Here is a 21,075-nt window from a genome sequence, read left to right on the forward strand (position 1 = left end):
TTTCTTTTGAACTCATGCTATTATTTTAGATGTATGAACATAAAGTTACCCTGTTTTTCTTGACCTCTTTTATTAAAAAAATAACTTTATAAGCGGGATATGTTCCGGTATTTTGTAGGAATCATATGATAATGCTTTTTAAAGCTGACTGTAAAGTAATTTGAATTAGAAAAACCGGTGCGTATTGCAATCTCTTCCATACCAAGGTGAGTAGTACGCACCAGATTCTCAGCCTCACGCAGCCTTATATTAGTCAGATACTCATGAAATGTCATGTGAAATGCAAGTTTAAAATAGCGGCAGAAATATCCCTTACTCATGGACACGTACCTTGCTGCATCATTAAGTTCGATTCTGTCGGAAAAATTTTCTGATATGTAATGATTTATCTTTTTCATAAACAGGGCCATTCTTGCATTGGTCTGTTCCGGGTTTTGTAATATATTCCCATTTTTTACCACTTCATAGAAGAACTCCAGTATTCTGGCTTTTAAAAGCAGTTCAAATCCCCTTCCGCTATTTTCATAAACACAGTATGCATCATTTAAAAGGTGAAACAGCCATTCACTGCTCTGCTGCTTCGATGACAAAAAGATATAAGGTCCGGTAACTGCGGAAAACAGGGGATCAATGTAGTTCTGCCTGATGACATCATTCTCCATACTTCCCACAAAGTCGTAGCTAAATAATATGGTCCGGTAAATAAGATCTTCTTTTAAGCAGTCATTGGAGCCGTGAATTCTATCTGGCCGGATTAACAAAACATCCCCCTCGCTTACCTGAATCTCTTCATTTTCTATTCCGATTCTGACTGTTCCTTTGCATACCCAAAATAGCTCCAGTTCCCTGTGGCAGTGAAAGTACAGGGGTGCTTCCTGTTCCGCCCCCATAAGACCTCCTATTTTCTCACCATTCATAAAAAAGGTGTGAAAGGTCTTTCCTTCCCGCAGTCTGATGTCTGTTTCATGGATGCTGAAAGGAAAAAATGCGTTTCCGTGCTGGATTGGTTCTTTATATTTTGATCTTCTTGCTGATTCCATTGGTTCCATCTGGCTTATCACACCTTTCTTGTTTTAATGATTTAATTGATATAGAAGTTTTAGTTAATTATAACATAGCTTAATCGAGTAAACTATACTTACCAGATCCCTCCGCGGATCTTATAGGTATTATAAAAAGTTATATCTGCAGGATATTCCACTGTGGTGACTAAATTTCCAGAACCATCATCTTCTGCCCTTACTGTAACTGTTATTGTTTTGCCGTCATAATTCATATACGGGATTGGGTCAGAAGGTTCTATTTCCCGGATCTGATATGTATGCTCACCCGGTTCATCATAGGATTTTAAAAAGCTGACGGTACCATCTGCCTTGTTTACAGATTTTTGTACATCACCGGTTTCCATATCCTTCAGTTCAAATTCAAACAATCCGGCGGTGAGCTGCATCCCGGTAAGAACTTTTTTCACTTCAATAGCAGCCGATTCCGTCTGGTAAGTAAAACTATTTTTAAAAACCTGATCTGGCCAATAAGAAACCTCAGCCTTCAGTTTGCCGCCGCTGTCTGTAACCAGAACTTTCGCAGTGATTGTTTTTAAATCATACGTTATATTGGGATCTGCAGGAATGGGTACAGATTCCCGGATCAGATAGGTGTAAGTACCTTCTTTTGTAAACGTCAGCGTGGAAAAACTTATTTTTCCGGACCCATTATTGGACACAGTCTCCACTCCCTCATTGTTTCCGGTAAGAAGACGGAACTGGAACATTCCATTCTTCAGAGCACGTCCCGAAAGTTTTTTTTGAGCATTCAGACTGACGGATACCGGCTGAGGCTCATAATGGTTGACAAAGGAAACATCCGCTGGATAACGGACCTGAGCTTTCAGCTCATCTCCGGATCTTGCAGCCTCTGCCTCTACCTGAATTGTCTTTGTATCATACACCATCCCTGGTATTTTCTCCTTGGGAATGATCTCTTTTACATGATAGAGAAAAACCCCCGGTTTGTTCAGTTCTACTGCAGGAAACGTAATATTGCCTTCCCCATCATTAAATGCTGTTGCAACAGGAATTTCGTTCCCATCAGTAATTTTGCTGATCTCAAACTGGAAACTTCCGGCTTCCAGCGTCATTCCTGTAAGAATCTTTTTTAACTGGATTTCAGCCTGAACAGGCTCCGGTTCAACAACCTGGATTACTGGCTTATTGTAAGTATACTCAGCCCGGCCGCTATTGCCGTAGGAATATGTAAGTCCGGCCTTTGCATTGGAGTAAAATCCGGGCATCCCCGAACTGGTGCTGTTGCCTTTATAATCCGTGTCAGAATCTCCTGTATGGGGATAACTTTGGTTTGTATCATAGGAATCCAGTGCTTTATCGGAAGCGCGTACATTAAATGACACAACATAACGGCTGGCGGGCAAGGTACCGCTTAGAAGTTTTACATTTATCCCCGCATTTTCGTAACCTGCAAAATAATCGCTGCCATCTGATAAATATTCTGGCTGTGCGCTTCCGGTCTGACGCATCACCTTTAAATCTCCCATATATTCCACGTACTCAGAAAGCTGGTCGCTGATTGTCACATCGTAAAATGAATTGCTGATCTGAGACAAAAACCTGTTAAATGCATTGTTTATTTGTTCCGCACTGGCCGCCTGTACCATATATTTTTCAATACTGGTATTTACCATCTGGGTAATGGTCTGCAGCGTCGATGCACCTCCGGTACTGCTCCCCATGAAAATAGAATAAAACCGGTCAACTCCCTGCATCTGTCTGGCTGCATCAGCAGCATAAATAGTTCCGACCTCTGTATAAACGGAATACCCCAGTGCCTGGGCTGCAGGAGTTGCTGCAGTAGGCTGCCCGTCTGTAATGAAAAATACAACCTGCTCGGCTCCCGGTGAGGAAATCCCCCCGATCAGTTCCGATGCCTGATTCATGGACTGGTAATAATTTGTTCCTCCCTCTGCACCTCCTGGAAGAGCCAGGGAATTTATAGTATGAAGTAAACTGTTTTTGTCTGTACTTCCGGAAACCACAAGATTGGAATTTGTTCCAAAAGTGATAATGGAAAAGCGGTTATCCGGATTCTCTGAAAGAGTCGATACCGCATTGTATACCGTCTGTTTCATGACCTCAAACCTGGATGCACCTCCCATTGATTCTTCCATGGAATTACTCACATCCAAAACAAATATAATATCCGATTTTTTCGCTTCCTCTTCCCTGCTGGTAGTTAAATCCAGATAAATCCGGTAATCATTAACCCCATGGGCATCTGTATCTGGATTCCCGGCACCGTCGCCCAGATAATCAATCACTTTCTTATGATCCGGCTCCGGCACCTCCTTTGGCGGGACCTCATCAATATCCGGATTATATCTAAAATGGAGGGTGACGTTGACGCTTTGAGCATTACCTCCAATAGAAATCCAGTTATATGCCTGGGTCGCAAATGGATCGGATGCTTTTCCTGTTCCGTTATAGGTATAGGCACTTACGTTTTCCCCGTATTCTACGGAGACAAGACTCAAATGCGAATCGGTATATCCATTTGCTCCGAACCATACCGTATTGCAGTTTGTGCCTGAAGATTTTCCAGAGAACTTTACGGTTGATGTGAGGCCGTTTTTCACAGTTACCACTCCTGTTTCATATCCGGATGGATAATAGGCTGGATAGCTGCCGGATTTTGACATCTGGTAGATCCGTTTTGCATCATATCTGGAATACACCTTTCCGGCCTGATCCGGGTAATCCGAGGAATTATCAATTACAGTAGTTACATAGATTGTCAGGGGCTGGACAGAAGCTGCCAGGACTTTCCCTGGATAAAGAAACAGTCCAAAAAGTGCCAGCAGCATAACCGGCAGCCCTTTTCTTATTATTTTAAACATTGCTTTTACCTCCACACACTCCTTCTTAAGCTAATTCTTCAGTTCCCGGATCCAATCTGACAAAAAGCCCTCCGGATCTGCTACTTTGCCTGAAAATATCATATCTAATTTCTCTGCACATAATGTTCTTTCATCCTGAGACATGGCGTGGAAGAATGGATAATACACTTCCTTTTTCCCGCTTATCAGTTCATATGCCTGCCTGATCTCCTTATCATCCGGCTTTAAGCCTCTTACAGCCGGAAGCATCCCAAACTCAGAAGAAAATGCCAGCTGATTCTTTTGGTTAAGAAGATAGGAAAGGAATTTTTTTGCTTCCTTCACTGATTTCCCCTTTTTTGCAGCTCCGAACATGTGATTTGCTTTCCATACTCCTGCATTTGTATAATCCTCTCCAGGCAGTGAGAACCAGCCATAGGAAGTGGACATGCTATTATTTAACCAGGCAATGTCCTCAGTAGTGCCGCAGATCATGGCGTATTTATTCTGAGCAAAATTTTCCAATAAAGCCTGGTGTCCTTTCACACAAAGTTCCTTATCCAGGGATAGCTCCATTGCAATTCCCAGAAGATCATGATAGCCCGTATTTTTAGCCAGCAGCTTTTTAAAATCCTGTTTTTCTGATTTTCCACCATCTAAACTCTTTCCGTTTGCCAGAATCCCTGCCGCAAAATCAAAAGAGTCAAACACCCCCTCCTCTGTCAGCGACATGGCAAATGGCTGGCAGGATGACTGTTTTAATATGGCACAGTTTGTCACAAAATCCGAAAGTGTTTCAGGAACCACTAACTGATTCTGTTCATAAATTTCTTTATTATAAAAAATCACCGGAAGACTGCCTGCTGCTGGAAGTGCATAAGTCTTCTCCCCTTCACTGCCTGCAGGGATAAGATCTGCATAGGTCAGCGCCTCAAGTTTTCTGCTGTTTATAAATTCATTAAGACTTTCAGGAGGAATGGCAAAAACATCCGCAGTTTCACCTTCTGAAGCCGCTTTCAGCCACTCCTCTGTATAAGTTTCATAGGGAACCAGCCTGATATTTATATTTACTCCGTCATTCTCCTTCTCGTAATCCGATGCGATTTTTTCATAAAAATCCTCATGTCCGGTGTCCCAATTCCAAAATGTAAGCGTACACTCCCTGACTTGATTTTTATTTAAAATAAATCCGTTCTTATTGCATGCAGTAAGAAAACAAACCGCTGCAAGCAGAAAAACGGCTGTTGTAAAAGCCTTCTTTTGCATTCTAAGTTACCTCATCTTTAATCCGTCACCAGCCATCCGGCATATCTGCACTGTCATAATCGCAGCTTCCGTCAGGCTGGCTGGTATAAGAACCATTGTAGCTGGAAACCGGTAAAGCAGGATGCCATACGACATCTGAAATCCCTTCTCCGTACGTTTCCCCTCCGTCAAAATAGACGTTAATAGTAGTCGTATCAGCTCCAAAAATCTTTAGAAATGTATAAGAATATTCTTCGCTGAGCTGTGTCCGTATCTTGTAATACCGGTAATTCGTTTCCGGGGTATCTTCTTTAAAATAAACCTTCACCGTTCCATCAAACTGATTCCTTCTCATTGCATCCTCAATTAAGTAAAAACTGTCCAGTCCTGGATTATCGGAATATCGGATGGAATCCTGGAACGTAAACCTGTCTTCCTTCACAAGCTGGCATAGATTCATCAGTGCATTGCGCTTTAAATAAATGAGCCCCAGATCCATCGATATCCCGATAAAAAAAATCAGGACAGTCAGGCTTCCGGCGAAAAGCAGCAGAATATTTCCATCTTCCCGGCCAAAACAGGCTAATTTCTTTTTCCACCTGGTTTTACTTTTCATGCTTTCCTCCTTTTTCTTGCCAAAACTATTCAGATCTGTGCTGGGTGGCAACAGTGCGGCTGCAGCTTAATTTTTTTTTCTTTGTTACTTTGGATCCGAAAACCTGCCTTCCTAAAAAGGTAAGGGGGTATATATCATAGGATAATGTGGCTTTTAAATCCATATAGCGGGTCCGGCTGATCGCTGTTACGGTATCCCCCGGTGTCCGACCTGGCACCGAAAAGGTTACTTCTTTATTTTCCATTACCGCCTGTGCATCACTGACTGTTAAATTCTCCGGTAAAAAGCCCCAGAAACTGGCCTCTTTTATTCGTTCCACCAAAGGGTCCGACACCGTATTTCCGCTGTAGACATCTTTGGCCGGGCAGGTGTCCATCGGATCAGAATCCCCGAAATCCGACGCCTGGACAGACCAGCTGGAATACTGGTAACTCTGATCAAAAACAGTCTGCTGGTATGACATCCAGCCCACTTCAATTATAAAAAGAATAATTAGAATAAAAATAGGAAAGACCAGTGCAAATTCTACCATTCCCTGTCCTTTATCCTGTTTGATAGCCAGAAAATATTTCATAAATCCTCCTCCTCCCGTTCGTACTATGGAGTATAGCCGCTTATATAGATATCACGGGAATAGACAGGTGTTTTCACTTTATATGTATTTCCCAGAAAAAGGGTTCCCCAGAAGGTTACTGCAGAGCGTTCATAAGAGAGCTGCATCTTTACCTCCGTATACTCAAAACTGCCGGGGCGCACTTCGAACTGGCTGCCAAAATCAGATGGATTGGACAGATCGCTGGAGTAAACGTAATAACTGTAATCATTCTTTTGACTGCCTGCTTCACTCAGTTCCTCAATATTAACCTTTGAAGGATCCAGCCGCTCCGTGAAATTCTGCGTAATTATCTGTGTCACCTTATTACTCACCGTCCCTGATGAAATATCAGAATAGTCCAGACGGCTCATGCATTCGCTGGCAGCACTGCTTAATGTCATCTTCGTATTCATGCAGATAAAAAAATCCACAGGAGCAGTAAGGAGCAGCACTATAATAGGAAGAATCAGGGCAAATTCCAGAATCGACTGCCCATTCTCATCATTCCTTTTTAAGTCAGCCAATGTTCTTTACCTCCCTGGTCTTCTCGGCATATTCTCCTTCCATCACAGAGAATAATCCCCTGGCTTTCTGCATGGCTTTGTCACAGGTAAACAGCTCCGGGTCAGAAGAATCCCGTTTTTCTGCACTGACTAAAGGCTCCTTCTCCGGCAATACCGCCCGTTTTTCCCGTTCAACCGGTAAGGAACCTTTTTTCTGTAATTCCATTCCTTTTTCCATCTGCATATTCCTGGACTTTAACTCCTCAATCTGGGCCAGCAGACCTCTTTGGATGTCTAACAGTTCCACATTCTGAAGCTTCAGCGCCGCCTGTTCCCCAATGGCTTTTTTAAGAGTATCCCGTTCCTGGGTTGTACGTTCCATGTAAAGGTTCATACTTTCTGACTGAGTTTCCATCTGTTCCATAATCATCTGAATTGTTTCTTTTAAGGAATCTATGGTATCTTTTAGCTTTTGATTTTCCTGCCTGGTCAGTATGGCTCCCTGCTCCTGTCCCTGGTAATGTTTCAGAAGCATGTCCTTTTCTTCAATCTGCTGCTCCTGCCTTTTTATCTGAGATGAATTTTCCTCATAATTTTTATATAAAACGTCAACCTTCTCTTCCAGCTCTTTTTTGTAATTTTCCTGTTCTTCATACTGTTTCTTTAAATCATAAAGCTTCTTTTCCCATTTTTCCTTTTCAGCTGTTAAAGCCTGCTGCTCCAGTTTTTCCCGTTCAGCAATTAAAGCCTGGTGTTCCAATCTCTCCTTTTCGGCTGACAAAAGCTGTTGTTCCAGCTTTTCCCGCTCAGCGATCAGAGCCTGCTGTTCCCATTTCCCTCTTTCGTTCAACAGGGTCCGCTGCTCCTGCTCTTCTATTCGTGCCTGGCGTTCCTGCTCTAAAGCTTTGGTGTTTTCCTCCAGCTTCACAAGAAGCTTCTCATATTTTTGCTCAGCCTCCTCTTTCTGGCGAAGCAGTTCTTCCATCTCCGGCTGAGGCAGACCACCCAGAGATACTTTCAGCAGGTCTTCCTCCATATCCTTCATTTTTGCCAGCAGAGCTTCATAATCCTGCTGATAATTAGATAATTTTCCATTCAGCCGGATAATGTCCTGTTCTTTTTGGGAAATCTCTTCCTCATACAGCACTTTCTGCTGCTGCATTTCTTCATAACCGGAACGCTGGTTCTCCCATTCTTCTGATTTTGCTGCTGACAGCCTGGCCTCCTGCATCGCCCTTTCCTTTTGCGCGATTGCGTCGGAAAGCTTTTCCTCTGCTGTGTTTAACTGCTCCCGAAGCACCTGGCATTCCTGGGTAACACTGACTTTTTCAGCCGTAAGCTCACGGATCTGCTGCTCCAGCTGCATCTTGATCAGCATCAGATTATTCCTCATTTCCAGAGCATATTCTTCCACACTCTTTTTGGTATACCCTCCGACTACCGTTGTCTGGAGCTTAGAAGCAAGCTCGTTCTGCATGTTCTTACCTGTAAGGCCTTCCATACCGTCAGGGAGCATACCCCCCATCTGTCCGGCGTTTTCTGCATCCTGTCTGAAATCATTTACCTGATTATAATTCATATTACGACCTCCTTTCTTCAACACAGCTGATAAACAGCTGTTTTTCGGTCTTCAACTTTCTTGCAGCACCTTTATTTAATTCTAATATCTTTCTGGTTCCCTTTACAAAGCTTCCCAGCCTCCAGGGATACACGGTTTCCCTTTTTAAAACCTTATTACCATGGTCTAAATATACCACATCAATGGGAAAACGCATGAAGCATGTATGGATGCGGGAACAGGAATCTAAAAGCAGGCCATTCCCCTCATTAAGCCCGGGGCGAAACATCAGCCCCAGCAGTCTTTTTAAGAAGGTGTCGGCAATTTCTGCCTGCACATTGAAGCCATTTTCTTCTTCTATCAGTACTATCATAGCTACATACCTCCAAACATTTCCATAATTGACATGACTGCCGGTCCCAGAAGTACAATAAAGATGACCGGAAATATAAACAGCACCATGGGGAGAAGAATCTTAACAGATAATTTCTGTGCCTTTTCCTCTACATTCTGTTTATGAGTCTGCCGGATTGCAGTCGCCTGAATGGACAGGATATTCTGCATGGAGGATCCCATTTCATCGGCCTGGATCACGGCAGTAACAAATGTACGGATCTCCATATTATCGCATCGGTCCGCAAATCCGATCAGGGCATCCTTTCGCCTGCGGCCCAGGGAAATTTCCCTCTGGGTTATATCAAGTTCATCGATCAGGGCACCGTTTGATTTTTCTACCACATATCCCAGTGCCTGGTCAAAGCCCAGTCCCGCCGAAACACTAACACTTAGTAAATCCATCATTTCTGGAAGCTGATGGTATAGTTCTGCTTTCCGTTTTTTTATTTTGCTCTTTAAATGAAAACGGCTCAACACAACTCCGGCATAGAGACCCAGCACACCATAAAGGACAGACTGTAAAATACCTCCCGACCTTCCATATAAAACGCCCAAACAAATGCAGACTGCCGTAAAGAAGGCAACTGAAGCGCTGTAGTTTTGGGATCTCATATGAATGCCGGCCTGTTTAAGCTGCTGCTCCAATCTCTCCAGAGCCGCTGGATTTTTAGGTGCAAATACGGAAAATATGGTAAGGATACGGTTAAAAACCGGTCTCATGATCCGCTCCGCGATGGAAGCATCCAGTTCCCCTGTTTCCCTCTGCCGTTTTCCCATGTCTTCCACAGATTTTAAGCGTTCATTCAGAGCAAGCGTTTTAGAAAAAGCAGCTGAGAAACATACATCTACAAAAAAATAAGCAAATACTGCGCCTGCTATGGCTGTCAGAAATATCATCTTTTTTTCTCCTGTTTTTATCTCTTATGGTTTCATCAAAATTTTATTTTTACAATTTTATTGATCATTAAGAAGCCAAAAATCTCCATTCCTCCGCCAAGCATCAGTAATAAGCGTCCCATCATAGAAGAAAACAGCGGAGAAATATACCCAGGATTGGCAAAGGAAAGAGCAAAAAGCAGAAGAACCGGAAGTGCTCCAATCACCTGACCTGTGATTCTTCCCTGAGCAGTAAGCGTCTTTATGGAGCGCTTGATTGTCAGTCTGTCCCGAATGGTCTGGGAAATGATATCCAGTATTTCTGCCAGATTTCCCCCCACCCGCTGCTGGATAACAACAGCTGTGGTTAGCAGTTTTAAATCGTCACTTTCCATTCGTTCAGCTACCATCAAAAAAGACTGTTCCAATTCCCCTCCCAGCTTTAGCTCCCTGACGATTGTATTCAGTTCACTGCCAATGGGATTGGCTAAATCTCCGGAAACATTCTCCAGTGCCTGTTCAAAGGAAAAACCGGCTCTCAGACCATTGGAAAGCACCATCAGCGCATCCCCTAACTGAGCCTCAAACAGGGAACGCTGTCTGGCAGCTGCTATTTTGAGAAAGAACGGGGGAGCAACCAGTCCTATAAGGAAAAGTCCCATACACTGAATCAAATCCGGAGCAAATGCAAATAAAAGCATGGCCGGAGCAAAGATAAGAAGAAACCAGATCATGATAAACTCCTCTGGACGCAGCCTGATTCCTGATAAGCTTACCTCTTCCTTCAGTTTTTTTGAAATATGTATGAAGCGCAAAAGCTGTCTTTCCTTTTTTTCTTGTCCGTCAGCCGATACAGCAGTTTCTTTTTTCAACTGGCTTAAATCAGTTAACCGCTGATTGACCTTCAGCTGTTTTTCTAACAGAAATTCCAGAATTAGTTCCATGGCACAATAGATAAATAACGCCGCAGAAACCAGACAAACCATTTTCATTATTACCTCCGTTCCGCGAGAAACCAGTCATCCCTGCAATAACCGCCATTATCCCTGATCTTATCAAGAATCTTCGGATGAATTCCCGTAGGTTCAAACTTCCCTGCAATCTTTCCGTTTCCATCTGTTCCGTTCTGGCGGAAACTGAAAATATCCTGCATGGTTACGGTATCTCCTTCCATTCCCACCACCTCAGATATGTTGACGATCTTTCTGCTTCCATCCCGTAAACGGGACTGGTGAACGATTAAATCAATGGCAGAGGTGATCTGCTCTCTGATGGCTTTTGCAGGCAATTCCATTCCTGACATCAAAACCATTGTTTCCAGACGGGATATTACATCTCTGGAAGAATTAGCATGTACAGTCGTCAGGGAACCATCATGACCTGTGTTCATGGCCTGAAGCATATCAAGAGTCTCTCCAGACCGGACCTCTCCAACTATAATCCGGTCGGGACGCATTCTAAGTGCATTCTTTACCAGATCCCGGATGGAAACAACTCCTTTTCCTTCTATGTTGCTTGGACGTCCTTCCAGGGTTACTACATGATCCTGTTTCAGCTGAAGCTCAGCCGCGTCCTCTATGGTAACAATTCTTTCACTGTCAGGAATATAACCTGATAATACATTTAACAATGTGGTTTTACCTGATCCGGTTCCCCCCGAAACAATTATGTTGCAGCGTCCCTTAACTGCTGCCTCCAGAAAACCTGCCATCTGGGAAGACAGGGAGCCATATCCGATTAAATCTCCGATCTTAAGGGGCGTGGAAGAAAATTTTCTAATTGTGATGGAGGGACCTTTTAAAGCGATGGGCGGAATAATGGCATTAACACGGGAACCATCTGCCAATCGTGCATCCACCATGGGCGTAGCTTCATCACAGCGCCTTCCCACGGATGAAACGATCCGGTTGATTACCTTTAACACATGGGCATCATCCCTAAAGCTTGCAGCTGTCATTTCCAGCCTGCCTCCCCGCTCTATGTAAATCTGCCTTGCACTATTCACCATGATCTCAGAAACAGATTCATCCCTAAGAAGCGGCTCTAAGGGACCCAGTCCCATAACATCATCATAAATTTCCTGAGCAAGTTTTGATTCTTCCAGACGGGTCAGGCTCTCCTCCTGCCTGGCAATGGCCTGATGGATGATTTCCATAACATCAATGAACTTTCCACTGGTGCTGTCCGAAAAACGGTCATTGTATTCCCGTATTACCTCCTGGTGAACCGTCTGCTTCAATTTATCATAATTTTTATCCGTTCTGTTTCCCGTATCAGCGTTTGAAACGCTGAAAGGCTTTGAAACAGTATGGTCTGTTTCCTTTGTCTGACCCAGACGAGCTACCCACTCCATGGCTTACAAAGTCTCCTTTCCTTTTTGAAGGAATGAAATCCGTTTCTTTTTTCTGCTTTTTACACTTCTGTAACCCTCGTTCATTCCTTCCAGTTGTTCTGTTATATTGGAAATTTCCTTACAGATTTTACTTTTCGGATACGACAATACCAGCGGCTGCCCCTGATTTGCTGCAGCCACTGCTGATTTCTCATCATAGGGGATGGACCCCCACACCGGCATGCCCAGCACACGGGATACATCGCTGTCTGATATTCCGTAACCACAGGACTTTCCAACAACCAGTTTAATCTTCTGTTTATCCGTCAGTTCTGCCAGCACCTGCAGACTTTTCTTCGCATTATGCAGCGCAGGCACATCTTTTCCTGTTACAAATAAAACAGTGGAGGCACAGTCAATACAACATGCCGATGTATCATCAAACCCTGAAACCGCATCGACAATTACATAGTCATAATAAACCCGCAGTGCCGCAATAATGCTCTCAACCTGCCGGGCTGTGATGGAAGCCCCATATTCCGGGCTGTGTGGATTGGGAAGGAAGTTCACTCCGGAAAGATGGAGGGACAAAAACTGCCGGATCGTATCCACGTTGGGATTACTCTGTTCCTGGATCAGTTCCAGAATCGTATTTCTCGGATTCATACCAAACAGGTTACCAACGTCTCCGGACTGAAAGTCATAATCCAGAATAACCACTTTATTATTTTTCTGAGCCAGCTTGATTGACATATTTACAGCCAGAGTTGTCTTACCTACTCCAGCCTTTGGTCCGAAGACCATTATAACTTTTGATTTGGAAGACTTGGCTCCTGTATTTTCCAGTGCCAGAATCCGGTTTGATTCATTGCTGTAGATTCCCTTTAATTCTGCAACCAGATTAATGGGTTCTATCTTTTCAGGCAGTATGTAGTGGACTCCGGACTGCAGGATCTTATGCATCAGATCGTTGTCATCCAGATCAGAGAGCACAATCGGTACAGAGCGCGGGCGCAGCAGATAAATCTGCTGGCAGGACCGCAGGGCCATGGGTGAAGTATCTGTAATCAGGATCAGATCCGGCATGGTCCGGTTTATTTCATTCAGTACCTGATTCTCATCCACCACATATCCGACTACGGTCATCTCATCGTCTTTAATCTGTGTTTTTATCTGTGAACATTTCTCCGGTATCCCCAGGAGCAGAATTTTAATTTTCACAAGCTGATTCCCCTTTCCCAAAGAAAACTAATTTCCTTCATAATTCTTAAGTACCGATCCACGGGGTTCATTCACAACAGCAGTGTCCTCCTGTGGTCTGAGTGCCAGCTGTATTTTCCCTTCCCCGCTCTTCATGAGGGCAATCTGGGCTGCCTGGGAGGGAGTTACCTCCAATGTGACACTTACGTATTCCTCGTCTTTATAGTCTTTGTTGCTGTCAAAGGAAAAAGAATTTCCAAGTGCTGCAACCTTAATATTCTGCAGGGCAATGACAGAGAATTCATTGCCTATTGAATCATTTACAATCTGGGCATTGGCCGGATTCTGGGGTCCCATAATCCGTTCCATGGTAAGCCCTGCCGGAATCTCTTCTTCGCTCCCCTGCACAGACGATTTTAATGTTCCTGTAAAAATAACGTCCACATAGTTTCCCACTCTGAGATTATTGGAAACACCCTGTTCTAAATCCGTATTTATGGATACCGCCCTTTTTCCATCCTCCAGCCTTGAAGAAAGTCCCAGAACTTCAGCATTATCTTCTGCAAGCCGCCTGTCTGTCAGCACTTCATCCTGAAAGATATTTGCCACACATACCTTTCCTACAACTTCCTCCGGCTTACTGTAATAGCCCTTTGTATCGTCATCAAGCAGTACCTTTTTAAGCTTTATCATATCCTTCGTCAGTGTTGTGTAGGGGGCGAGATCCTGCGCCGCAACGACTACTTCGATTTTCTGACCGTCAGCCTGGGTTGTGGACTGATGGTTTTCTCTCATTGCAAGCATCCGGTATCCGCCTATGAACACAAGGAATGCAACTGCCAATGCAATCAAACGAATTTTTTTCACCTTAATTCCTCCCTGGTATTACACCTCATTACAATTCAAGACGAGGCACGCAGATGTTCACTGAATATTCGCCTCGTCTTTCTATAAGCAACAGCCGGTTTGATTTTTTTATCACTTTTTATTACGGCATTGAACCATTAATTGTATCAAATGTAGACTGAACCTTACCGCCAAGTGCCTGTAATCCAACAATAACAGCAACAGCAATCAGAGCAAGAATTAATCCATATTCTACCATACCCTGTCCGCTTTCCTCAGAAACAAATTTATCCCAAAGTTTTTTCATATTTTTCACCTCCCCATCTTTTGTATAGTTAGAACCAGCATAAGACTTCATTGTACTAATTCCACATCTCATCACAAATCTTTACTATGTATAAACCAAACCGGCTGGTTACTCCAAATATTATGGAAACATCGGAAGCAGAGTGTTCTGAATCAGATTGTAAATCTTAACTGCTGCCCCTGACATATTTCCGAAGGAAATTGCGGCTATGATTACTACTGTTGCAAACAGAGTTGCATATTCAACCATAGCCTGTCCATTTTCAGATTGAAATCGTTTCATATTCTCCTCATTTCACAAAATAGTGATTGAAATGTACGGCCAAAGCAATGCGATCAGAAAACCTGCCATTATGTGCCCACACATGGGAAAGGTACTTTCCCGGACCAGGAAACCATATTTCATTCCTGCCACACAATAAAATCCGATGACACAGGCCATTCCCGTCAGGAAGTAAAACACTCCGGGGAAGCCGACCGTTATTGCAATGATCATGGCGAGCTTTACATCTCCCATTCCAACTCCGGCAGTTCCTTTCCTTACATAGGTGAATATCATTGTCAGGCCGAAGATAGCAATCACCAGCGCCATTGCTCCGGCTGAACCCAAAAGCCCAATCAAGCCGCCTGAATGTATACGGTATATAAGACCTGCTGCCAGAATCACCCAAAGCATTTCATTGGCGATGATTCTTATTAACCTGTCCACACAAATCCCAAAAGCTGCAATATAGCAGATGAGAATCGTAAATATGGCCTGATCAAACGGTAATAGAAGGCAGGACAAACCTGTGACGCCTGCAGTAAAAATCAGGCTTACAGCTTTCCACTGGAGACCGGGGATTCTTAGCGGCCTCGGATATCCCTTCCGCCTGCATTTATAACAGGCAAAGGAATATGATAATTCCGGTATAAAAAAGCCAACCAGACAGCTCATGCCCGTCAAAACGGCAGTAACTAAAATTCCATTCATCTTCTCCCCCCATGTTCCTAAACTTATAAGGCTTATATACTGTTTCAATGACTGATTTAGAATCGGTTACAACAGAATACCTCTTTTGTTGTAAATATCTTAAAATTTAACCAGATGTGGCCCTTTTATAAAAAAAAGAAGGACACCGCAAACAGGCTGGGGAATTTTTTACAACTCCAGCCTGTTTGTGCTATCCAAAATTAACAAATTTACACATTTAAATTAATTTCTTAAAATAATTGTAGACTTTTAAAGATTTATGTAGTATATTATTCAATAGATTCGACGTATTATTACAACAAAAGAGGTATTCCGTTGTATTGTGCGACTAATAGGTCTAATTGCTCCAATATTTTCAAGTGTGCATGACCACTTTCTTTTGTGTAAATACGGGTAGTATTCACATCACTGTGTCCTAATATATCTGCTAGCCTCGATAAATCTTTCTCCATCGTATAAAAGGTTCTGGCAAACAAATGACGAAGATTATGAGGATATATCTTTTCCTCAGCAACTCGTGCCGGGCATCCCAACGCTTTCATTTCCCTCCAGATATTGCTTCTGTCAACCGCCTTTCCGTTACGTGTAATAAAGATCATACCGGAAACAATGTGACGTTTCTTTGCATACTCTATCAATAATTCGCATAATTGGTGGGTCAGCATAACGGTACGGATCCTGCCCTTGCATTCAACCTCTGCCACACCGTTTCTCACTGCTTCAACGGTAATAAAGGGCAGCTCGGAAATTCGTATACCGCTGGAACAGATTGTCTGCAGGATCATGGCCAGACGTTCATTTTTATTTTCCTGTGCTGCCTTGACCAGTCTTTTATATTCCCCTTTACTTAACTCCTTTTGCTCTGTACAAAACACACTGCTGCTGATCTTAAAAAATCTCACTGTCATATCCAGCCAGCCGCTGTATTTAAAAAATCCATTGACTGCAGCCAATGCTCCGTTAGCAGTTACAGGGGAAAACCTTTTCCGCAGCTGGGCTTTCCATAAGATTACCAGCTCTTTGTTAATGTTTCTCCCTTCCAGAAAATATGAAAATTGTTCCAGATAATACCGGTATTTTTGAATGGTCACCTGGCTCTTTTCCTGGCAGTACAGCCATTTGCAGTATTCTTCGATTAAGCCTTCTGTTATAATTCTGTCTTCACTCTGATTCTTTTTCATAGTACCCTCCATAGTCTGCTATTGACATAATTCAGTTCGAAAATGTTTATGTGGTTCAGTATCTGAAGATTATATCACTTATATTCAATATCGAAATATTTTTATGATTCAGATAGCAGATAATGGGATTTTGTGAAAAATATGTTTCAAAATTGAGATGAAATTTATGACATTTTTATTAGATTATGGCAGAGTCCCCCCTTGTGACCATTAAATATGATAATGGATCAAGTGCCTGTTGGTGTTAACATTGTTGATTCTACCGTTCCTTTAAATCGGAGAATTAGGCATATCAGAGTTTACTATTTATGGGATTAATAGTTTCTGTATATTTCCCGCAGACGGAATATCGTTTTTTGCCAGAAAACTAAAAGGGGAATTCTCAAAGTTGTCCTTACCACTAAATTAATAAAAAAATAAGTCTGAAAGCGATATTTTTTGCTTTCAAACTTATTATATGAGGAAAATAAGGCATGAGAAATTCACTTATTTTATCAGTATATAATCCAATCAATAAGAATAGCTAGTACATCATTTAATAGCACCAGCCCAATAATTTCACATGCAACTACAGCTGTTCCTCGAAATACCAATGTTTTATCGGAAGAAATCAGCCAGGTAATCAGGCTTACTTTTCCCTTTCGATTATTTTTAATTCTCTTTTTAATGTTTCTATAAAGAAATCTGTCCCCCAAACGGCCAAATATAATAAATTTTATTAACCAATAAAATAACCACATCCATATATAGTTTAGAATTGCGCCCTTCATAGAGCCCGTTTGAAACAGCCCCCATATTATTAGAACAAGCTTTAGAATAAACCCTATAAAACATACAATCAACCACTCCTGAAACATAAACTGATATGCCAGCCACAAATGCTGGAAAAAAGCAGCTGAAAAATTAAATCTGTTTTTCCCTTCTTCTATCTGTTCAAAGCGTTCAAGATATTCTTCCAGATTAGCAGACAGCTGATAACTTATTTCCTGTACATCTGCACTGGTTACATCCTGATTCATTTTCTCCATTACTGCCTCCCTTTAGTCTGAAGTAAAATATCTTCAATAGATGGTGCTAATTTTTCAGCAGAATCGAAATCATACTCAATCGACAAGTATTTTATGCCTTTCTCTTCTAGTACCAGCGCTCCCTTCCCTGCCCTTTTGGATTTCCTTAATTATTCCAATCATGGATCGGTAAATAACTTGATTATTAACAGCGTCCCCAATCCTCATTCCACTTCTCTTGCTGATATAAGATGCTAATACATGAACCGGAACTGCCCCGGGCTGGGTCAGGCACAGATAAGCAAATGAACGGTCTTCCGACTGACTGTTTTCACTTTCCAAAACAATCTTCGCAAAGTATTTTACAATGACAGGAGATAGCGTTTTTCCTCCCAGCCCTCCCCATTCTGAATGAATGAGGTTTACCGTGTCATATTCCGTTTCCATATCACCGAAATCCCTGTATTGATCCCTGAGCCGTGCGCCGCTCCGTAAATGAAAGCGGCAGAGTTCGAATTCATTTTCTTCCGTCTTTTCATCTGTTGTCAGATAATATTCCATTTTGTAAGCTATATAATCCTGGGAAGTCTTGTCGACTTCCACTTTCATTCTCAAATACTGCAGCTCCTCCTTAGGTGTATAGGGAACCAGCTCCTCCTCGGTCTGAAGACAGACAAACGTTCCGTATTTAAAGATTCCAGGACCAATAACCAAATCATTTTCCCGGACTTTTATGTCATACCCCCTGAGAATTCCCTGATCATATTCCTGATATTCCAATTGGATATGGGCAAAGGAATAATCTCTTAAAGACCATAATAGTTCTTTCTTCAATATTCGGTTTCGTTCAAATAACGGGTATAAATTCTGCATCTGTTGGTTCCTCCGATCTTTTTTATCTGCTTTCTATTATTATTTCATTCCATCAAAAAAGCTTTGAACCCAGCCGTCATTTTCAAAAGAAAATTTCTCCTCATTCCCCAGATACAGTTTTTTCTCCTTCCGGTAAACCGGCACCACGGTAAAAGCCCCTTCCATAGGGCTGGCCCATACAAAGAACTTTACTTCCTGTTCAATGATATCATCTGTATCCGCCTGCATAATGTGTTCTCCATACAGTTCTTGGATCTCTTCATATTCTTTCTCTTTAAAATCCTGGGGGTTACTATAAGATGTATATTGATACCGTTCCTTTCCTGATAAATCCTTTAAATAAAGCTTGAGGGTTAAATCCTCCATATTTCTTGATATCATTCCGCTGGGACTGTTCCTCTTCAGCGGATGGATTAATACCACCTCATCTCCATTGTGGGTAACTGAGGTGATCTGATAAGGCAGTGCAGGCTCTTCTGTGCGGATTGTCACATCTGCAAAACCGTATTTCTTGTCCTTTAAATATTGCAGCGCTCCATCCACACATGCCATCTTCAGTTCAAAATCTTTGGTCATATCCCCGCTTCTGCGCTTAAACCGTATGGCCTTTCCGGGAACAAACTCCTTTAGAGCATCCCGGAAGAGTTCAATCTTACAGGACTGACCAGTCAGCCTGATGATAGAATAATCCTCCAACACATCTTCCTCATACATTCCCTCTACGAATTTACGGATAACGCCGTAAATATCTGCATTTAATAGCATTTCAATCTCATAGATGCTGAAATAAACTGCCGGAAATTCTTTGATGGTCTCAAGTCCTGACGGCATACGGCAAGACATCTTCCATTTGTCTGCGGCGATCCAGCGGGTGGCACTCTCCCTCACTTCTTTAGAAGACAGGGCAACCCGCAGAATTCCGACATGATTATAAAACTCCTTTTTTACGACCTCTGCTAAATGATATAAAAAGTAGAAATTATTTTTTACCTTGTAATATTCTGAACGGCTCCGGTTCTCATACTCTCTGAAACGGGTAGGCAAAAATTCCTCCGCTTTATTATACTCCTGCTCTAACTCCCGGTATAATTCTGCAGATCCGCTTTGATCCACACAGCGGAACACATCAACATCGTAACCCGCCAGAATTTGTTCTTTTGTAAGCATGGCACCGGGAAATAACTGGTTTACAATTGAAATTTTTAAAAGCTGCATGATTCGGAAGGTTAAATTATTTCCTCCAAAGTCCGTATCTCCATTTTCATAGGAAGTGTCAATTTCAATCCGGTAGGATACCCGGTTGTCCCAAATACGAAAACGGCAGGAGCACAGATCTGTGGTTCCGCCTCCGCAGTCTATAATAAGTGCCTTGTATTGTTCGCCTTCTTTTGCAGTTCCTCTCTGTATCATACCGGATATCGTACTGTATAGAACAGAGACACCTTCATCAATCATATCACCCTTTTCCACTGCATAACCGGAAAGGATTTCGGAAAACAGTTTTTGGAACTGAGCTTTCTGCTTTACCGGGCAGGAGACGTGGACACTCTTAATTTCACATTTAAACCGGTTTTTCACTGCATTTAAAACAAACTCAAAATATTCACGGAGAATTTCTTTTCTGGAAATAAATCCCCGCCTTCCCTGGCGATCCGTTATTTCTTCCAGCTTTTCATAATCTCCAACCCAGCGCTTCATATCATAGAACACGCAAAATCCTTCATCAATATAGCTTGAATCAGCCAGACGGATGGCATCATAGCCAAACAGGAATGCAGGTTTTCCGGATTCAACCGCCTGAACTCCTGCCACACTTGGAAGTAATGTTGTCTCTTCCCAGTCTGATGAGGTGTCGTAGAACAGTGCATAATTGACTGCGTTGGATTTCAGCCCTTTTTCCCCGTCATGAAGACCAGACTTTTCAAAGTAGAAGCTATCTAAATAAACTCCTGCGGTGGTATTGGATGTTCCAAAATCCATGGCGACTGGCATGGATAAAGGAATCGGCTTTCTGATCTCAAAGTCCAGAAGAGGCATCCGGTAAACATTAAGATTTTCTGGTATGTAATCATGTTTTTCACTATAGATCTGATATAGGAGCTCTGACTCTTTACGTCCCACGCAGTATAAGCTGTAATTTTTTATACCTGACTCCCGACAGGAAAGCTCAGCCGCCTTTGTCAGGTATAAACAGTCCTTCCGGGATCCCATAGGTACAACATTTAAAACCGCACACAAGGTCATGTCACCGCCTACCACAAAGGCATTGGTTCCTGCCAGCCTTTCCTCATAGGGTATGGTCAGTCCGTCGTAATAGCCAATCGCCAGCCCTTCATATGCTACAATTTTGGAACCACACTGAAGGTTCATATCCTGCCGTTCCTGAAGTTTGCTTCCTTTCAGTACATTTTCTAAGGATTGGAAACCCGCTTCGTCCGGACTATCTATCAGGAAATATTCTTCCGCTCCTTTAAAGCGCAGAATTACCCGGATGAGTTCTTCCTTATCCATGGGATTAATAATTCCATGAAGGATCTTTTCTTTCCTGCATATTTCACGCAGCTGGAAAGTAGTCATTAATTCCAAATCATTTTTGTGGTATCGATTTTCCGTAATCTTCTCTTCCTGACGCTTTAATACATACCCATACTTGTCCATTTCATTCCCCTTATCTCTCGTTTG

Annotated in this window: 20 protein-coding genes; all 20 read right to left on the minus strand. The window is 42.5% G+C overall.

Annotation, left to right across the window (positions count from 1 at the left end; genetic code table 11):
* Positions 1 to 86: 86 nt before the first annotated feature.
* Positions 87 to 1,049, minus strand: a complete 963-nt coding sequence (locus RZO55_RS03630) for a helix-turn-helix domain-containing protein (RefSeq protein ID WP_318062921.1) — start codon at positions 1,047 to 1,049, stop codon at positions 87 to 89.
* An 89-nt stretch (positions 1,050 to 1,138) separates the two neighbouring features.
* On the minus strand, positions 1,139 to 3,907 hold the full coding sequence (locus RZO55_RS03635; protein WP_318062922.1) for a Spy0128 family protein: 2,769 nt from the start codon (positions 3,905 to 3,907) through the stop codon (positions 1,139 to 1,141).
* Between the two features lie 30 nt (positions 3,908 to 3,937).
* Positions 3,938 to 5,152, minus strand: a complete 1,215-nt coding sequence (locus tag RZO55_RS03640; RefSeq protein ID WP_318062923.1) for an ABC transporter substrate-binding protein — start codon at positions 5,150 to 5,152, stop codon at positions 3,938 to 3,940.
* Positions 5,153 to 5,177: 25 nt separating this feature from the next.
* The gene (locus RZO55_RS03645) at positions 5,178 to 5,747 is read right to left on the minus strand and encodes a TadE/TadG family type IV pilus assembly protein (protein ID WP_318062924.1); all 570 of its coding nucleotides are present in this window, start codon (positions 5,745 to 5,747) and stop codon (positions 5,178 to 5,180) included.
* A gap of 25 nt (positions 5,748 to 5,772) precedes the next feature.
* Positions 5,773 to 6,321 (minus strand): TadE/TadG family type IV pilus assembly protein, encoded by a 549-nt coding sequence (locus tag RZO55_RS03650; RefSeq protein WP_318062925.1) that lies wholly within the window; start codon positions 6,319 to 6,321, stop codon positions 5,773 to 5,775.
* 23 nt (positions 6,322 to 6,344) lie between these two features.
* Positions 6,345 to 6,866 (minus strand): TadE/TadG family type IV pilus assembly protein, encoded by a 522-nt coding sequence (locus tag RZO55_RS03655; RefSeq protein WP_318062926.1) that lies wholly within the window; start codon positions 6,864 to 6,866, stop codon positions 6,345 to 6,347.
* Positions 6,859 to 8,424: a hypothetical protein gene (locus tag RZO55_RS03660; RefSeq protein ID WP_318062927.1), complete on the minus strand. Its 1,566-nt coding sequence runs from the start codon at positions 8,422 to 8,424 to the stop codon at positions 6,859 to 6,861. Before RZO55_RS03660 ends, RZO55_RS03655 begins: the two co-directional genes overlap by 8 nt.
* A gap of 1 nt (position 8,425) precedes the next feature.
* Positions 8,426 to 8,776 (minus strand): DUF192 domain-containing protein, encoded by a 351-nt coding sequence (locus tag RZO55_RS03665; protein WP_318062928.1) that lies wholly within the window; start codon positions 8,774 to 8,776, stop codon positions 8,426 to 8,428.
* 2 nt (positions 8,777 to 8,778) lie between these two features.
* A complete protein-coding gene (locus RZO55_RS03670; protein WP_318062929.1) occupies positions 8,779 to 9,696 on the minus strand; it encodes a type II secretion system F family protein in 918 nt (305 codons plus the stop codon).
* Between the two features lie 35 nt (positions 9,697 to 9,731).
* Positions 9,732 to 10,667, minus strand: coding sequence for a type II secretion system F family protein (locus tag RZO55_RS03675; protein WP_318062930.1), 936 nt, complete (start codon positions 10,665 to 10,667; stop codon positions 9,732 to 9,734).
* A gap of 2 nt (positions 10,668 to 10,669) precedes the next feature.
* On the minus strand, positions 10,670 to 12,028 hold the full coding sequence (locus RZO55_RS03680; protein WP_318062931.1) for a TadA family conjugal transfer-associated ATPase: 1,359 nt from the start codon (positions 12,026 to 12,028) through the stop codon (positions 10,670 to 10,672).
* Between the two features lie 3 nt (positions 12,029 to 12,031).
* Positions 12,032 to 13,228 carry a CpaE/TadZ family protein gene (locus RZO55_RS03685; protein WP_318062932.1) on the minus strand — a complete coding sequence of 399 codons (1,197 nt, stop codon included), beginning with the start codon at positions 13,226 to 13,228 and terminating at the stop codon, positions 12,032 to 12,034.
* A gap of 27 nt (positions 13,229 to 13,255) precedes the next feature.
* The gene (gene cpaB / locus RZO55_RS03690) at positions 13,256 to 14,074 is read right to left on the minus strand and encodes a Flp pilus assembly protein CpaB (RefSeq protein WP_318062933.1); all 819 of its coding nucleotides are present in this window, start codon (positions 14,072 to 14,074) and stop codon (positions 13,256 to 13,258) included.
* Between the two features lie 121 nt (positions 14,075 to 14,195).
* Positions 14,196 to 14,360: a Flp family type IVb pilin gene (locus RZO55_RS03695; RefSeq protein WP_318062934.1), complete on the minus strand. Its 165-nt coding sequence runs from the start codon at positions 14,358 to 14,360 to the stop codon at positions 14,196 to 14,198.
* 120 nt (positions 14,361 to 14,480) lie between these two features.
* Positions 14,481 to 14,642 carry a hypothetical protein gene (locus RZO55_RS03700; RefSeq protein WP_318062935.1) on the minus strand — a complete coding sequence of 54 codons (162 nt, stop codon included), beginning with the start codon at positions 14,640 to 14,642 and terminating at the stop codon, positions 14,481 to 14,483.
* A 12-nt stretch (positions 14,643 to 14,654) separates the two neighbouring features.
* A complete protein-coding gene (locus RZO55_RS03705; RefSeq protein ID WP_318062937.1) occupies positions 14,655 to 15,332 on the minus strand; it encodes a prepilin peptidase in 678 nt (225 codons plus the stop codon).
* Positions 15,333 to 15,625: 293 nt separating this feature from the next.
* On the minus strand, positions 15,626 to 16,513 hold the full coding sequence (locus tag RZO55_RS03710) for a tyrosine-type recombinase/integrase (RefSeq protein WP_318062938.1): 888 nt from the start codon (positions 16,511 to 16,513) through the stop codon (positions 15,626 to 15,628).
* A 494-nt stretch (positions 16,514 to 17,007) separates the two neighbouring features.
* A complete protein-coding gene (locus RZO55_RS03715) occupies positions 17,008 to 17,541 on the minus strand; it encodes a DUF2628 domain-containing protein (protein WP_318062939.1) in 534 nt (177 codons plus the stop codon).
* A 75-nt stretch (positions 17,542 to 17,616) separates the two neighbouring features.
* The gene (locus RZO55_RS03720) at positions 17,617 to 18,393 is read right to left on the minus strand and encodes a hypothetical protein (protein ID WP_318062940.1); all 777 of its coding nucleotides are present in this window, start codon (positions 18,391 to 18,393) and stop codon (positions 17,617 to 17,619) included.
* Between the two features lie 39 nt (positions 18,394 to 18,432).
* Positions 18,433 to 21,051 (minus strand): molecular chaperone, encoded by a 2,619-nt coding sequence (locus RZO55_RS03725; protein ID WP_318062941.1) that lies wholly within the window; start codon positions 21,049 to 21,051, stop codon positions 18,433 to 18,435.
* Between the last annotated feature and the right edge of the window lie 24 nt (positions 21,052 to 21,075).

The organism is Clostridium boliviensis (assembly GCF_033342255.1).
Taxonomy (GTDB): domain Bacteria; phylum Bacillota; class Clostridia; order Lachnospirales; family Lachnospiraceae; genus Lacrimispora; species Lacrimispora boliviensis.

What these genes read in the sequence shown, in the direction of transcription:
- RZO55_RS03650 (WP_318062925.1), bottom strand. Translation starts at nt 6,321, where the DNA reads ATGAAATATTTTCTGGCTATCAAACAGGATAAAGGACAGGGAATGGTA.
- RZO55_RS03645 (WP_318062924.1), bottom strand. Translation starts at nt 5,747, where the DNA reads ATGAAAAGTAAAACCAGGTGGAAAAAGAAATTAGCCTGTTTTGGCCGG.
- RZO55_RS03695 (WP_318062934.1), bottom strand. Translation starts at nt 14,360, where the DNA reads ATGAAAAAACTTTGGGATAAATTTGTTTCTGAGGAAAGCGGACAGGGT.
- RZO55_RS03670 (WP_318062929.1), bottom strand. Translation starts at nt 9,696, where the DNA reads ATGATATTTCTGACAGCCATAGCAGGCGCAGTATTTGCTTATTTTTTT.
- RZO55_RS03665 (WP_318062928.1), bottom strand. Translation starts at nt 8,776, where the DNA reads ATGATAGTACTGATAGAAGAAGAAAATGGCTTCAATGTGCAGGCAGAA.
- RZO55_RS03680 (WP_318062931.1), bottom strand. Translation starts at nt 12,028, where the DNA reads ATGGAGTGGGTAGCTCGTCTGGGTCAGACAAAGGAAACAGACCATACT.
- RZO55_RS03675 (WP_318062930.1), bottom strand. Translation starts at nt 10,667, where the DNA reads ATGAAAATGGTTTGTCTGGTTTCTGCGGCGTTATTTATCTATTGTGCC.
- RZO55_RS03635 (WP_318062922.1), bottom strand. Translation starts at nt 3,907, where the DNA reads ATGTTTAAAATAATAAGAAAAGGGCTGCCGGTTATGCTGCTGGCACTT.
- RZO55_RS03710 (WP_318062938.1), bottom strand. Translation starts at nt 16,513, where the DNA reads ATGAAAAAGAATCAGAGTGAAGACAGAATTATAACAGAAGGCTTAATC.
- RZO55_RS03630 (WP_318062921.1), bottom strand. Translation starts at nt 1,049, where the DNA reads ATGGAACCAATGGAATCAGCAAGAAGATCAAAATATAAAGAACCAATC.
- RZO55_RS03720 (WP_318062940.1), bottom strand. Translation starts at nt 18,393, where the DNA reads ATGCAGAATTTATACCCGTTATTTGAACGAAACCGAATATTGAAGAAA.
- RZO55_RS03705 (WP_318062937.1), bottom strand. Translation starts at nt 15,332, where the DNA reads ATGAATGGAATTTTAGTTACTGCCGTTTTGACGGGCATGAGCTGTCTG.
- RZO55_RS03640 (WP_318062923.1), bottom strand. Translation starts at nt 5,152, where the DNA reads ATGCAAAAGAAGGCTTTTACAACAGCCGTTTTTCTGCTTGCAGCGGTT.
- RZO55_RS03660 (WP_318062927.1), bottom strand. Translation starts at nt 8,424, where the DNA reads ATGAATTATAATCAGGTAAATGATTTCAGACAGGATGCAGAAAACGCC.
- RZO55_RS03725 (WP_318062941.1), bottom strand. Translation starts at nt 21,051, where the DNA reads ATGGACAAGTATGGGTATGTATTAAAGCGTCAGGAAGAGAAGATTACG.
- RZO55_RS03700 (WP_318062935.1), bottom strand. Translation starts at nt 14,642, where the DNA reads ATGAAACGATTTCAATCTGAAAATGGACAGGCTATGGTTGAATATGCA.
- RZO55_RS03715 (WP_318062939.1), bottom strand. Translation starts at nt 17,541, where the DNA reads ATGGAGAAAATGAATCAGGATGTAACCAGTGCAGATGTACAGGAAATA.